This is a genomic window from Chryseobacterium sp. FG46, assembly GCF_057809135.1.
The window spans coordinates 156,060-169,531 of the sequence record NZ_JBMDJJ010000003.1 but is presented as its reverse complement, the minus strand read 5'-3'; the positions used below and the strand labels follow the sequence as shown (position 1 = coordinate 169,531).

13 protein-coding genes are annotated in these 13,472 nt (G+C 36.7%); 7 read left to right on the top strand and 6 right to left on the bottom strand.

Going from position 1 to position 13,472, the window contains the following annotated elements:
• Positions 1-97: 97 nt before the first annotated feature.
• From ACODR7_RS03645 to ACODR7_RS03635, 3 genes are all read left to right on the top strand, one after another.
• On the top strand, positions 98-1,201 hold the full coding sequence (locus tag ACODR7_RS03645; RefSeq protein WP_488837354.1) for a serine hydrolase domain-containing protein: 1,104 nt from the start codon (positions 98-100) through the stop codon (positions 1,199-1,201).
• Between the two features lie 98 nt (positions 1,202-1,299).
• Positions 1,300-1,767 carry a VOC family protein gene (locus ACODR7_RS03640; RefSeq protein ID WP_488837352.1) on the top strand — a complete coding sequence of 156 codons (468 nt, stop codon included), beginning with the start codon at positions 1,300-1,302 and terminating at the stop codon, positions 1,765-1,767.
• A gap of 93 nt (positions 1,768-1,860) precedes the next feature.
• Positions 1,861-2,484, top strand: coding sequence for a hypothetical protein (locus tag ACODR7_RS03635; RefSeq protein WP_488837351.1), 624 nt, complete (start codon positions 1,861-1,863; stop codon positions 2,482-2,484).
• 11 nt (positions 2,485-2,495) lie between these two features.
• Here ACODR7_RS03635 and ACODR7_RS03630 read toward each other — a convergent pair whose 3' ends face one another.
• Positions 2,496-3,515, bottom strand: coding sequence for an NAD-dependent epimerase/dehydratase family protein (locus ACODR7_RS03630; RefSeq protein WP_488837350.1), 1,020 nt, complete (start codon positions 3,513-3,515; stop codon positions 2,496-2,498).
• Between the two features lie 59 nt (positions 3,516-3,574).
• A complete protein-coding gene (locus ACODR7_RS03625) occupies positions 3,575-4,150 on the bottom strand; it encodes a Crp/Fnr family transcriptional regulator (protein ID WP_488837348.1) in 576 nt (191 codons plus the stop codon).
• 482 nt (positions 4,151-4,632) lie between these two features.
• Here ACODR7_RS03625 and ACODR7_RS03620 point away from each other — a divergent pair, with 482 nt between their 5' ends.
• The 4 genes from ACODR7_RS03620 to ACODR7_RS03605 all read left to right on the top strand — a co-directional run bounded on the left by ACODR7_RS03620 (position 4,633) and on the right by ACODR7_RS03605 (position 8,723).
• The gene (locus ACODR7_RS03620; RefSeq protein ID WP_488837347.1) at positions 4,633-5,451 is read left to right on the top strand and encodes a helix-turn-helix domain-containing protein; all 819 of its coding nucleotides are present in this window, start codon (positions 4,633-4,635) and stop codon (positions 5,449-5,451) included.
• 75 nt (positions 5,452-5,526) lie between these two features.
• A complete protein-coding gene (locus ACODR7_RS03615; protein ID WP_488837345.1) occupies positions 5,527-6,117 on the top strand; it encodes an NAD(P)H-dependent oxidoreductase in 591 nt (196 codons plus the stop codon).
• Between the two features lie 476 nt (positions 6,118-6,593).
• The gene (gene tyrS / locus ACODR7_RS03610) at positions 6,594-7,793 is read left to right on the top strand and encodes a tyrosine--tRNA ligase (protein ID WP_488837343.1); all 1,200 of its coding nucleotides are present in this window, start codon (positions 6,594-6,596) and stop codon (positions 7,791-7,793) included.
• Positions 7,794-8,282: 489 nt separating this feature from the next.
• Positions 8,283-8,723 carry a GNAT family N-acetyltransferase gene (locus ACODR7_RS03605; protein ID WP_488837341.1) on the top strand — a complete coding sequence of 147 codons (441 nt, stop codon included), beginning with the start codon at positions 8,283-8,285 and terminating at the stop codon, positions 8,721-8,723.
• 211 nt (positions 8,724-8,934) lie between these two features.
• Here the strand turns inward: ACODR7_RS03605 and ACODR7_RS03600 are convergent, their stop codons facing one another.
• The 4 genes from ACODR7_RS03600 to ACODR7_RS03585 are packed head-to-tail and all read right to left on the bottom strand — an operon-like array spanning position 8,935 to position 13,427.
• On the bottom strand, positions 8,935-10,446 hold the full coding sequence (locus tag ACODR7_RS03600; protein ID WP_488837339.1) for a helix-hairpin-helix domain-containing protein: 1,512 nt from the start codon (positions 10,444-10,446) through the stop codon (positions 8,935-8,937).
• 4 nt (positions 10,447-10,450) lie between these two features.
• Positions 10,451-11,677 (bottom strand): PP2C family serine/threonine-protein phosphatase, encoded by a 1,227-nt coding sequence (locus ACODR7_RS03595; protein ID WP_488837338.1) that lies wholly within the window; start codon positions 11,675-11,677, stop codon positions 10,451-10,453.
• A gap of 50 nt (positions 11,678-11,727) precedes the next feature.
• The gene (locus ACODR7_RS03590) at positions 11,728-12,771 is read right to left on the bottom strand and encodes a TerY-C metal binding domain-containing protein (RefSeq protein ID WP_488837336.1); all 1,044 of its coding nucleotides are present in this window, start codon (positions 12,769-12,771) and stop codon (positions 11,728-11,730) included.
• Positions 12,772-12,788: 17 nt separating this feature from the next.
• The gene (locus ACODR7_RS03585) at positions 12,789-13,427 is read right to left on the bottom strand and encodes a vWA domain-containing protein (RefSeq protein ID WP_488837334.1); all 639 of its coding nucleotides are present in this window, start codon (positions 13,425-13,427) and stop codon (positions 12,789-12,791) included.
• Positions 13,428-13,472 lie beyond the last annotated feature (45 nt).

Genomic DNA, 13,472 nt, shown 5'->3' with positions numbered 1-13,472 from the left:
ATAGAATATCAACATTTTGAATTAAAAAACAAATAGCTATATTGTATAACATAGTAATAAAAATATTTTATATCTTTGTATAACAAATTACATCAATATGATTATTAAAAAACTGATAACCACTTTTGTTTTGCTTCCATTTTTAAACAATACGATGGATGCTCAGCTACAGTCAAAAGGATATGAAAAGAAAATTGACAGTATTATTCAAACTGAATTCGGAAATAAAAATGAACCTGGCGGTGTATTTCTGATCACTCAAAATGGAAAAAATCTATACCGGAAAGCATTTGGGAAAGCCAATCTTGAACTCAATGTGAATATGACTCCGGACAATGTTTTCCAGATCGGTTCTATGACCAAACAGTTTACTGCCATAGCCATTCTGATGCTGGAGCAGCAAGGAAAACTCAATGTCAATAATCCTGTTTCCCAATACATCAAAGATTATCCTAACGGAGATAAGATCACTATTCATCATCTTCTGACTCATACTTCCGGAATAAAAGATTTTACGAAAATAAAATCACTCTCTTCCATCGCTCAAAAAGAGATGAAACCTGAAGAGATGGTCAATTTTTTCAAAAACGAACCTGTAGATTTCGCTCCGGGAGAAAAATTTGATTACAACAATTCCGGCTACGTTGTTTTGGGATATATTATCGAACTTGTTTCGGGGATCACTTATGAAGATTTTATTAAGAAAAATATTTTTGATAAGGCAGGAATGAATCATTCCTATTACGCTTCCGACAGAAAAGTTATTCCTCAAAGAGCATATGGCTACCACAAAAAAGAACAGGGATTTGTAAATAAAACCGTTATCAGTTTCAGCATTCCGTTTTCTTCCGGTTCATTGATGTCTACGGCAGATGATATGCTGAAATGGCAGCAGGCTTTACAGCAAAATCTATTGCTGAATTCAACAGAAACTCAAAAAGCTTTTCAGAAATATAAACTGAATAATGGTGAAGATTTTACTTACGGATACGGATGGCATTTGAAAGAGATCAATGGAATTCCTGACCGCGAGCATGGGGGAAGTGTCTTTGGATTTAAAAGCATGGGTATTTACATTCCCGGTGAAAATATCTATGTAATTGGCCTCAGCAACTGCGATTGCCACTCTCCTACTGAAATAACCAGAAATATAGCAAAAGCAACTTTAAATGAAATCAAAACCTTATCAAAAAAGCAATAAAAGCAGTATTTATTTTTTATGCCTCGAACATGTTTAGGAATTTTCAAAACTTTATTTTAGAGTCAGGAAATAATATCCGTTATTTAAAATTCTATACCATGAAGCCACTTTCTTATTTTTTCATATTCTTACTGCTAATAGGCATATCCTGTAGTCAATCACAGAAACCAAAGGCTGAAAAAAATATGAGACCTACCAATCCTGTTGTCTATTTTGAAATTCCTGTAAAAGACATGGAGCGTGCTGAAAAATTTTATACAGCTGTTTTCAACTTTAGTTTTGACAAAGAAATCATAGACGGCTATGAGATGTCTTTGTTTCCTTTTGAAGAAAAAAACAATGGCATCACCGGAGCATTAGCCAAAGGAGAGGTCTACAAACCTTCAAAAGAGGGTGTCATTATTTATTTTAAAACTGGAAATATTGACCAATCGCTGGAAAAAGCTGTTCAATATGGAGGCTCTGTTCTTTATCCGAAAAGAACAGACGAAAAATACGGTTTTGCAGTAGCAGAATTTGAAGACTCAGAAGGAAACAGAATTGCGCTTCATAAAACGGTAAAATAGCCATACCATTCACAGCATATTATTTTTTTAATACAGTTGACGCATATTTCGTATATTTAAACAACCATTTGAAATCTAATTTGGTAAATAACTATGGCGGAAGAACTTTATTTCATCAAGACCAATCCTACTATTGCCAAAATTAATTTGTACAATAAGCTCTGCCGTGAAGAAGAAAATATTCTGAAATTCCTTCAGCCTGAAGCGCAAAATACCCTTGAAACCATTAAAGAAAAAGTAAAAGACTCCGTTGAAGAACTTACTCAGGAAGAGCTTTTGCTTATTTTCCAGTGGTTTCATCAAGTGTATTCTTCAGATCACGAGGAAACCAAAACACAGCTTTTCATCAATGGTATTGATCTTTTTTATGAAATTCCAACAACTGCTCATGCCGAAAATTTCGTGCAGATTCTTTCAGATTATGAAAAGCTTCTGAAGCAGGACATGAATTATATGGTTGATGCTAAAAATTTTAATCAATTTCTGATCTACGGAATATTCCTTACAGAAATTCTCAACAGAGAACAGCATCAGGATAATATACTTTGTGAATATCTGAAACCGGACAACAAATCTTTATATCTCCTGGCAGAAAACCAATGTGGCCTGAAAGAGCCTGATCATAAACTGATCCCGGATCTTCAGCATTACTTTACAGATCTGTATGATCTGACCAAATTTTACAAAGGATCTATCATCAAGCTCGAGAATCAATAAAAATGAGGCTTTTAAGTCTCTACAAGCATTCCGGGGTTTTTCATGAGATAATCTAATGCTTCTTTTACAGCTTCCTCGGGACTTTTGGGATTGAATCCCAATTCAGTCCTGGCTTTAGAAATATCAAAATCCTGCTGTAACCCTGAAAACATGGCAATATCTTTCCGGGTGAGTACGGGTGGCTTTCCGCTTAGTCTTGCAGTCAATTCCATGATAGCCGCAATTGTAAACAAGATGCCTTTGGGAACGGAACGCGGAATATTCAGTTTCAGCTCCGGATAAAGGGTATTGGCCAGAATGGTTGTATCGGTGATGGTCATGCACTTTTCATTGGCAAGGATATAACGTTCACCGGAACGTCCTTTTTCCGCTGCCAGAAAGCATCCTTCTGCAACATCTTTCACATCAATCCAGTTCATGGTAATTTTTGTATCTACAGGGATTTTTCTATTCAAAATTAATTTGAGGACTCCATACGAAACATTTAACGGTAAAAATGCATTACTGCCAATCATAGCAGAAGGCATGACGGAAACAAGTTTTATACCGTGTTTTGCAGCCAGATCAAAAGCCAGTTTCTCTCCATCATTCTTAGAATTATAATACATATCTCTACGATCCGGATTATAACCGTTACTTTCTCTGGCAGGTAACTTTGTATAATCGAGTGCAGCAATAGAACTTACATACACTATTTTCTTTACACCTGCTTCTGCAGCGGCTTCGATGGTATTCCGGGTACCATTGATATTCACGTCATAGATTTCTTTTTTGGGATCTTTAGCCCATAATTTAAAAGAAGCTCCTACCGCGTAAAATGTTTCCACACCCTGAAGGGCTTTTACAAAAGAGGCTTTGTCAGTAATATCCGCCTGTACCAGCTCACAATCCAATCCTTCAAAAGGTTTTCTGTTCTTTGTATTTCTTACGGCCGCCCGTACCGGAAGCCCTTGGTTCAGTAAAAATCTCACTAAATTATTTCCCAGATGTCCATTGGCTCCTGAAACAAGGCTTAGATTATTTTTTGTCATTACATTAATTTTAATGCTGCAAAGTTCATCTTCCCGGAACCGGAACCACTTGACTTTTGTTAGTTAATTATTTTTCTCCGGATTCTGCTCAGGCTTTCGGGTTTCATTCCTAAAAATGAAGCGATGTACCGGATAGGGACATTTTGAATAATTTCAGGATAATCATTCATCAGTTGCAGGTAGCGTTGTTCAGCATTCAAAACAGATAATTCTCTGGAACGTTTTTCATTATAGGCAATCGACTGCTGAAAAACGGAAATACTAAAATCTTTCATGGTCTGGCTTTGGCTGATTAAATGATCGAGATTTTCTTTAGAAATTCTCAAAAGTTCAGAATAGGTGACAGATTCTATCGTATTTTCAGAAACAGTATTGTTGATAAAATCTGAATAAGAAGTAAAAAATCCCGGCGGACAATTGATATGTGTTGTCACTTCATTACCCTTTTCATCTGTATAAAAAAGTCTAAGATAGCCTGAAACAATATAGTAAAGGTATTGAGGTACTCTTCCGGCCTCTTCTATGATGATATTTTTAGAAAATGTTACAGGCTCAAAATATTTTTTAACCGCTTCAGTTTCTTCCTGAGTGAAATCATGACCGGAATGCAGATATTGTAAAAGCTTGTCGTACATTGAAATAAATCTGTTTTAATCTTACACAAAAATACCAAAAGAAAATTTCAATAGTGATGAGTTCAAAAAAATATTGCCCTCCAATGTAACATTCTGCATTCGATAATTGTCTTGTAAATATAACCGAAAGAAAACTGTCACTTAAAATGCGGCAAGAATAATTTTTGAATCAGGATAAAAACTATAACACAGCCGGCAGTCTCCTATTATGATATGAAACTGCTTGCTTTTTTTTGAAATTTTCTGACCTCAGGTTGTAGAACAGCAAAAGCTCAATGAATAAGATTACATCAGATCATCATCAGATTGAAAAAGAGGCTTTATTGAATCATCAAAATAAGATTACTGCTGATGTAAGCAAACGCTCAGACTATTTTTGAGAAAGCAGGCTTTCAAACTGTTCAGGAAAACAGTCCATGTAAAATGAGTTATAATGACTAATTTTAAATGATAAAACACTTCATAGGTTAATCTTCAAGCGTATGGAATTACATTCTGAATATAACGAATACAGAGTTTCAGTTCCTCAGGAATTTGAAAGTGTATTTACTCATTTTTATTTTGCTGAAAATACTTCTGAAACATCAGTTACCAAAACACTTTTACCCACTTATCAGACGATTCTGTTATTTTGTTTTGGGGAAAGTGCTACCATGTCTACTCGTGAAAAAACCATCATAAGTATAGATAAATGCATGGTATTCGGACCTGTGAGACAGGCTTTTGAGTATACGCTTCCCACTGGCTGTTCTATTATGGTTGCTAATTTCAAGGATGATGCATTTTTCAGATTTTTCGGTAAGATATCTATTGAACATTCGGTAAGACATCCGGATGAACTGTTGGAAGAAAATTGTTTTACGGATCTTTGGCATCAGCTTACTCAATTGAATTCAACCACAGAACAGGTAAATCATATTCTTGAATTCTGCAGACCCTATCTTCAGCATCAGGATTCTACCAGCCAGCTTTTGAGCAGTTTTGATAATCATCTTTTAAATCCTGTCAAAGTAATTGCCGAGCAGACTCAACAGACGGAAAGAAATATTCAGCGAAAGCAGAAAGAACAGTTTGGATATTCTTTAAAAGAGCTTAACCGTTACAATCGTTTTTTAAAAGCGATAAAAATCATTGAAGAGGAAACCGAAAAGCAAAAACAGGTCAAATGGTTTACCATCATTGATGAATGCGGTTACTATGATCAGAGCCAGCTTATTCATGATTTCAAGCATTTTATCAACATTTCACCGGCTCAGTATTTAAAATTCCAGCAGGAAATCTGTAATCCTAAATCCCAATAGACCATTTCGTTTTCTTACAATTTTTGAAAAGTACGCCGCAGTACTTTTGTCTCATTAATCTTAACAATCCAAACAATGAGACATTTAATCATCTACGCGCATCCTAATGAAAACAGCTTAAATCATCATCTTTTAAACACTGTTGTTGAAACACTACAATCCCGTAACGAGGAAATTATTGTAAGGGATCTTTATACAATCGGTTTCGATCCGGTACTTTCTCTCGCAGATATGCAGGGACAGCGTATGGGAGAAATATCGGATGATGTAAAGACTGAACAGGAGCATATTTCATGGGCAGAACAGATCACCTTTATTTATCCGATCTGGTGGACGGGGCTTCCGGCTATGATGAAAGGATATATAGACCGTGTATTCAGTTATGGTTTTGCTTACCGTTATGATCAGGGTATACAGAAAGGTCTTCTGAAAGGTAAAAAAACCGTAATTATCAATACCCATGGAAAATCTCATGAAGAATATGAAAAAACAGGAATGGATAAAGCGCTTACACTGACCTCTGACAATGGCATTTTCATCTATTCCGGACTGGAGATCATCAGCCATTTATTTTTTGATAAAGCAGATAAAGCGTCTGCAGAAAATCTGGACATCTGGAAAGATCAGATTAAAAATTTATACTCTGAACATATCCTTAAAGATTAATTTTTTCTATAATAACGTCTATTGAAAAGTGGAAGATCACCCCTGTTATAAAGGCTTCTTACCAAGTGATTAAAAAAATAATAAAACACGGTTTTTATATCTTTCTCCTGTATTTTGCTTTTAAGGGATTTGTGGCATGAAATTGGCTTCAAAAATCGCAAGTAAAATTGTTTTGAACCATTATTTTAAGCCATTAAGATTGATGGATGGTTAGGTTTTTTCTTAAAAACAAATCTTGTTATAACCCTGCAATACGTCTTAATGGTTTAAATACTGGCTCCTCAGGAAATCCCTGTATATTGTCACAATGAAACATCTGAACAGCATATTACGTCTTCCATTCTTCAGTGAATATTACACTCCGGGCTATCGTTCGGGAAGACTTTCTATATCTGTAATCCAATAAAATAATCTAACGTATATATAAAGCCCGGACAGTACCTGTCCGGGCTTTTTTCATTTTAAAACTATTCAACATGATTGATTCATTACAAGAAAATGTGGCTATCATCCTGCCGGAAAATGGTTTGGAAGAAAAACTGGCTCAAGCCGAAAAGGAAAACAGAAAACTCATCATCAAACTGGGATTTGATCCCACGGCTCCGGATCTTCATCTGGGACATGCTGTGGTCTTAAAAAAACTAAAACAGTTTCAGGATCTGGGGCATCAGATCGTTATTGTGGTAGGAAGTTTTACGGCAAGAATTGGTGATCCCACCGGAAAAAACAAAGCAAGAAAATCTTTAAGTGCTGAAGATGTAGAGCATAATGCCCAGACGTATATCAATCAGCTTTCAAAGATAATTGATGTACAGAAGACGAAGATTGTTTTCAATTCTGAATGGCTGGATGCTTTAAACTTTTCTGAGGTAATTCAGCTACTTTCAAAAGTTACCGTTGCTCAATTGATGCACCGCAATGATTTTAATAAAAGGTTTACAGAAAATACTCCTATCGCTATGCATGAACTGGTATACCCCATTCTTCAGGGTTTTGATTCTGTAAAAATAAAATGTGATATTGAAATGGGCGGTACGGATCAGCTTTTCAACTGTACAATGGGAAGGCAGCTTCAGGAAGTACACCAAATGCCAGCTCAGATTGTGATGTGCATGCCCTTGTTGAGAGGTCTTGACGGAAAGGAAAAAATGAGTAAATCCCTGAACAATATTATCGGGCTAACGGACGAACCCAATGAAATGTTTGGAAAAACCATGTCTATTCCGGATGCTTTGATTGAGGAGTTTATCAATCTTACCACCGATTTTTCTGTAGAGGAAAAAACGGCGCTTCTTTCGAGAATAAAAGAAGGTGAAAACCCTATGAATATTAAAAAGCTGATTGCTAAAAATATCATCAGCCAATACCATAATTTGGCTTCAGCGGAAAATGCAGAACAGTTTTTCATCAATCAGTTTCAGAATAAAAATTTTGAGGATAAAGTCTATGAACCTGTAGCCATTGGTTTATTGAAAGGTATGGAAAACAGAATTTCTATTATTGAACTTTGTCATCAGCTTAAAAATGACCTCAGTAAATCGTCCATCCGGAGATTAATTGAGAGTGGAGGTATTCAGATCAATACCATTAAAATAACGGACGTAAATAAAGAAATGGAACTGATCCCTCAAACTAAAATAAAAATTGGGAGAAGGGGCTTTTTTAAGTTAATATAAGGCTGGAAGATGGAAGCTGGAGGCAGGAAGTTTTGTCAGACAATGAACTTCTGAAGTTTTTTGATAGGAATATTTTTTTTCATTACTGTCCGATAAAAAGTATAAAAACATTGAAAATATCAATATTTATAGTATGAATTAACAGGTCGCTCCCCCGGAGCTATAATTTTAAAACAAAGACGTCCTATTAACAGTCAGCTCCCATAGGAGCTGGATTTGATCCCATCGGGATCTGCTGCTAGTAGAAAAAAATGAAGTCCCTGTAAAAAATAAAGCTCCGGGGGAGCGACCTGTTAATCATGCTTTAATTTAATCGGACAGGAATGATTTTTTTTTAAACAAAAGTTAAAATTAAAAAACGCAGAAGTTCTCTACAGCACAATAGCAACATCCAGCTTCCTTCTTCCAGCTTCCAACCTTTAACATAGGCAAGAAAAAAATGGGACTGAAAGTTGTATTAAAATAAGCTTTAATTTTTTATTTTTGAATATGGATCTTAACCTTCGCTATAAACAAGCTGATGAAACTGATATTGATTTTCTTCTCAATCTCAGAATGAAAACCATGAATCCTCATTATGAAGCTTCCGGACTTTCCACGGATAAGGAAACGACTATGCAAAGAGTTCTGTATCAGTTTGAAAAAGCCAATATTATCTATTTAAACAATCAACCCATCGGGCTGTTAAAACTAGACAGAACATTTACCAACATTGATGTTCTGCAGCTTCAGATTGATCCCAGTGAGCAAGGTAAAGGTCTTGGAAAAAAGATTTTGTCTGATATTCTGGAGGAAGCCTCATTAGCAGGAAAAACGGTGTCATTAAGTGTATTAAAAACCAATAAGGCTCAGCATCTTTATAAAAGTCTTGGTTTCAGAATCGTGGATGAAGATCAGTATTCTTATTTTATGGAAACGGAAAGGGAGTAAAGTAAATTTACTTAGATTTCGGCTAATGCCGTTGGTTTTCTTTGATTAAAATGGGGTTTCTCAAATATCAAATTATTTGATTTTTGTCATTGACTACGTCGAATCTTCGATTTCTGACAAAGGAAGAATCTCATACATAAACATCCATATGAGATTCTTCATTACATTCAGAATGACATTTCGGAAACAAGCCTTGATTATGCGTTGGTTTTTACTGATTTGCCATAGTCACATAAATCAGTCTTCCGCCTTCTTCTGCTGACAACAATATTTTTTTACCATCGGTGAGTTCAACCATAGAACCTGGTGGAATTTCTTTCTGTTCTGTGATATCTTTCATTCCGGATAACCCTTGATTCACCAATATCCATTTTCCCTGATGGAATGTGAAATATCCTACAGGCATTTTATCCTGCATCGTCAGATTTTCATTGCGTATTACTTTTCTGGAAACATGCCATTTAAAAAGATACTGGTTATGATAGACCATCAGCCTGTGATTTTCGGGCTTCCATACCTCATCATCAAATCTGAAATAAAGATCTAATACAGGAAGTGTTCCGCGATGAGGTGTTCCGCAGAACGGACATTTTGGATTGCTGGTATTATCAAAGACATACCATTTTTCAGTACAATTGGAATTCTGACAAGGCTGGATAAGATCTACTGTTTTAAGCAAAGCGGTTTCCCATTCATTGGCAGTAGGACGTCTGATGGGATCATGTAATCCGTCTATGAATGTTTTTCTGAACAATTCTGAAAGATAAGGGCCTGTAACCGTATAAGGAATCTTCTGAGGATCTCCCCAGAATGCATCCCATTTTCTGAGATGATCTTCTTTTACCTGATTGGAAGGGTTTTCGGGATGTTCTACAAACAACGCTTTTTCTCCCATGGATAAAATTTCATCTTTTTCGGAATCCAGATCCCAGATTTTACCTCCACGCAGCGGATGCCTCCTCAGCAGATACATATAAATTAAAACAGCAAGAGCATGCAGATCTGTTTTTTGATTGGGTAAATGTCTGTCCGGATCCTGAAGTTTCAGATGCTGGGTTTTTAAAACTTCTGGCGCAATAAAATCAGCGGTTCCTATGACTTCCGGTGGAAAGAGTTTGGGTACAACAAGGCCATCAATATCAATGATACATGCGGATTTTGTAACAGGGTCTACCAAAATATTATTGTATGATAAATCGGAATGTGCCAGCCCCATCTGATGCAGCTTTTTAACTCCTCTGCTGATATTGACTGCAATCTGGAAATAGCTCAGCCAATCTCCCAGTTCTGACTGATCCAGTCTCAGCGGATACTGCTGATTCCTGAACATGGGGGCAGTAAACCACTTCCCCACTTTATCCTGTCCCTTAATATTATCTGAACCAATATAGCCTTTGGTAAAATAAAATTTATGGTGATAAACAGGAACTACAATTCCTGTGAGCTTATTTCTTTCAACAATATCATAAGGCCACCTGAAAATTTCGTTCAGAAAGTAGTCTGAAGTATTTCCATTCTGTATACTTTGCAGATAGGTGGAGACAATTCTCATAATCCTTTCTTTCTGTCCTTCATCCAGCGGATTCCGGTAGAAAGCGACTACATATTCTTTATCAGGCGAAAAATAAACATCTTTCACACCGCCCCGGATAGGGTTTTCATCTACATATTCATAGGATTTGGCTGTGTCCAGAACAGAAACAACCTTAATGGTCTTTTTCATGGTATTAATAGATTATTGCCAATGTACGGTCATCGTGGTTTCCTCTGCTCCAGAAATCACTCCAGATTAAAAGTTCTTCATCAATTTTTTCATCGTTGATAAAATCTGCTTTTGTTCTGTCATCATTATTTCCTGCAAGGTCTTCAAAAAGGGCTTTCCAGCTTTCTGTATTTTCCAGTTTACTTTCTGTGGTAAATTTAGGATCATAAATACCATCCGTCATCAGTACCAGATAGGAAAAGTCTTTCACACAGGTCATTCTAAAACGGGAAGCCATTGTATCATTAAAGATTTCTTTCATAGTGATAAATCTTGTGCCACCGCCAAACTCGCCCACATCCATCAGGTTTAAAAGCTTGACTTCAGAAAAGTCAGTATTAATCAGATTGATCGGGCAGTCTCCTACTCCAAAGCTAAGAATGACATATCCGAAACTGAACTTTTTAAGCAAAGTAAAAATAAGCGTTGTATGCAGATCATTTACTGAAAGGGCATTTTCTGATGCTATTTTTTCCAATGTATGATAAACATGTAAAACACCTTCCGATAAGATATTGATAATTTTCTGTTGAGCTTCCAACTCTTCTTCGTCGGAAGATTGACGGTTGTACAGCATGTTGATACTATCTTCAATCCGGCTTAAAACCTCCTGTGAATTGAAAAACTGATTGATGGTTGTTGTTGCCAGTCTTGAACCTTCTCTTGCGGCCTTTGCTGAGCCTGCTCCATCTGAAACAGAAACAATATTCCAGTTTAAGGGAAGCGAATTTACGGCAAAATCATCTTCGCGAAATTTCCCTTCATGGGCATGGGAACGCCCTCTTTTGGAAGCCACCACAATTTTTTTATCTGAAAAAGAACCTTTGAATGAATCTTCTTCCGGCTTATAAAAAGCTGCATTTTTATCGCCTGGAATATTTTTCCACAGGTCTTTCGGATCTGCATTCACAAAGAGCTGTATTTTCTTTGTTTCAATCTGATTCTGATCCTGAATGTGATAAAACTGAACATCCAGATGATACATATTATTAGTAACCGGAGTTCCTGAAATTTTTCCGTTTTCAAAACTAAGTCCTGTTTCTTCCAGGTTTCCGATTTTCTGAATCTTGATGTTAGGAAACTCTTCCATATCGAAACTGAATTCATAGAACTGTTTGGCACTGGCATTTTTCAATACCCAATGAGCATCTTTAAATTCTTCTTTTTCTTTATAAATAAGTGTTTGCTCCATAGTTTTCGGTTTGGATCCATCAACAGACTTTCTGAAAAATTTGCCCATCATTAGCCCAGAGTTCTGTTAATATCAAATCCGCCGCCTGAAAATCCATAATAATCCGAAGTTCCGCACCATGGGCATTTACTGTATCCCTCTCCTCTAAGGCAGTGAATTCCACCACATGAGCAGGTAGCCAGGGCAATTGGATTCGCACAGTGAGGACATGAAGTTCCTCCGTCCAATTCTTCTATATTGATTTTAAGCTGTGTTTTCTGATTGGAGGAAAGCCTGTAGTAGGCTTTTTCATCAATTTTATACGCTCCGTCAAGCCTGTAGTATCTTGTAGCCATTCCCGGAATACTTGATTCTGCAAATGCTTTTTTAAACTTCATCAGATAAAGTTTTTCCGTTTCCTGGCATTTTCCGTTCAATACTACAAAATTATTATCCGGGAATCTCTGTTCCATTTCAGGATCTACTTTCTCAAGGATAAGAGAATCAATTTTAGACAAATTAATTCCTTCTTTTTTTGCTTCTGTGACGCTCTGGCTGGTGGTTTTAATAGAATCCGTTACCCATTTGAAAAACTCTTTGTAAGAATTCTCATCGGAATTATTGAATAATAAAACATTGTCTGCCAGAGAACCGAGAAGTTTGTAATTGGTATTTTCTCCAATAGATACGGCAATGGTATTAGATTTCCCGTTGTATTTTTTATTCCATCTTTCAATGGCTTTGTTGGCATCATCAGTGGGCACTCCGTCTGTAAACAGGAAGACGATAGGTTTCCAGTCGCCTTTTCTTTCATACGTTGTTTTCACAATATCCCTGTCGATACAATCCATCACTTTGATCAAGCCCTGAGAAAGTGATGTACCACTTCCAATTGGAATTTTAGGGGGATAAAAACTGATGATATCCTGCATCGGGGTAATCACTTCAGCTTCTCCAGCAAAACCAATCACAGAAATATAAACCGTTTCAAGTGAATAGGGGTCTTTTTTTAATTCCCTGATAATATTGGCGATACCTTCCTGTACCTGCTCAATAGGCTCTCCTACCATAGATTCGGAGATGTCTACTAAAAAATAAATAGGCAGTCTTCTCATTGTGTAAAGACAGTTTTTTAAATAATAATATTAAGTTCCGATGGTGGTGGAGGTAATATGATATTTTCTCCGGTATTCTGTGATTGCCCTCCCTGTGTAATGGAAGAACTCACCCATTTGAAAAAAGAAGAAAGAGTAATAGCATCCGTAGTATCCAGCTTTACGACATGATCTGTCAGTTCTTTGAGAAACTGTTCATCTGCTTTCGGGCCTGCAGCACATCCTACGATGGCACCAAATTCCAGTCCCCTGATCACCGGAATCATCTGTCTGTATTTCTGAATATCTGAAGGTTTTCCATCTGTAAATATAAATAACAGTGGCTGCCAGTCTCCCTTTGTATCGGCAGATTCTTTGATTATTTCCTTCTGCACCAATTCTGAAACCATTTCCAGCGCTGCTCCAGTATGCGTTGGACCGCTATCCGGACAGGTTATTTCCATGGGATAAAAACTTACCAGATCTGTTAATGGGATAATATTTTTAACTTCTCTGTCGAAGGTAATGACACTCAAATGCAGGCTGTCCATCGCCTGCGGATCTGCACGAAGCATACTGATAAGGCCGTTAAAACCATTGTTCAGTGCCTGAATAGGTTCTCCGTTCATAGACCCCGAAGTATCTAATAAAAAATAAGCTAATAATCTCCTGCTCATTATAGACAAATATTAATTCTGAAGCCGGCTTGGAAGTCTCCGACT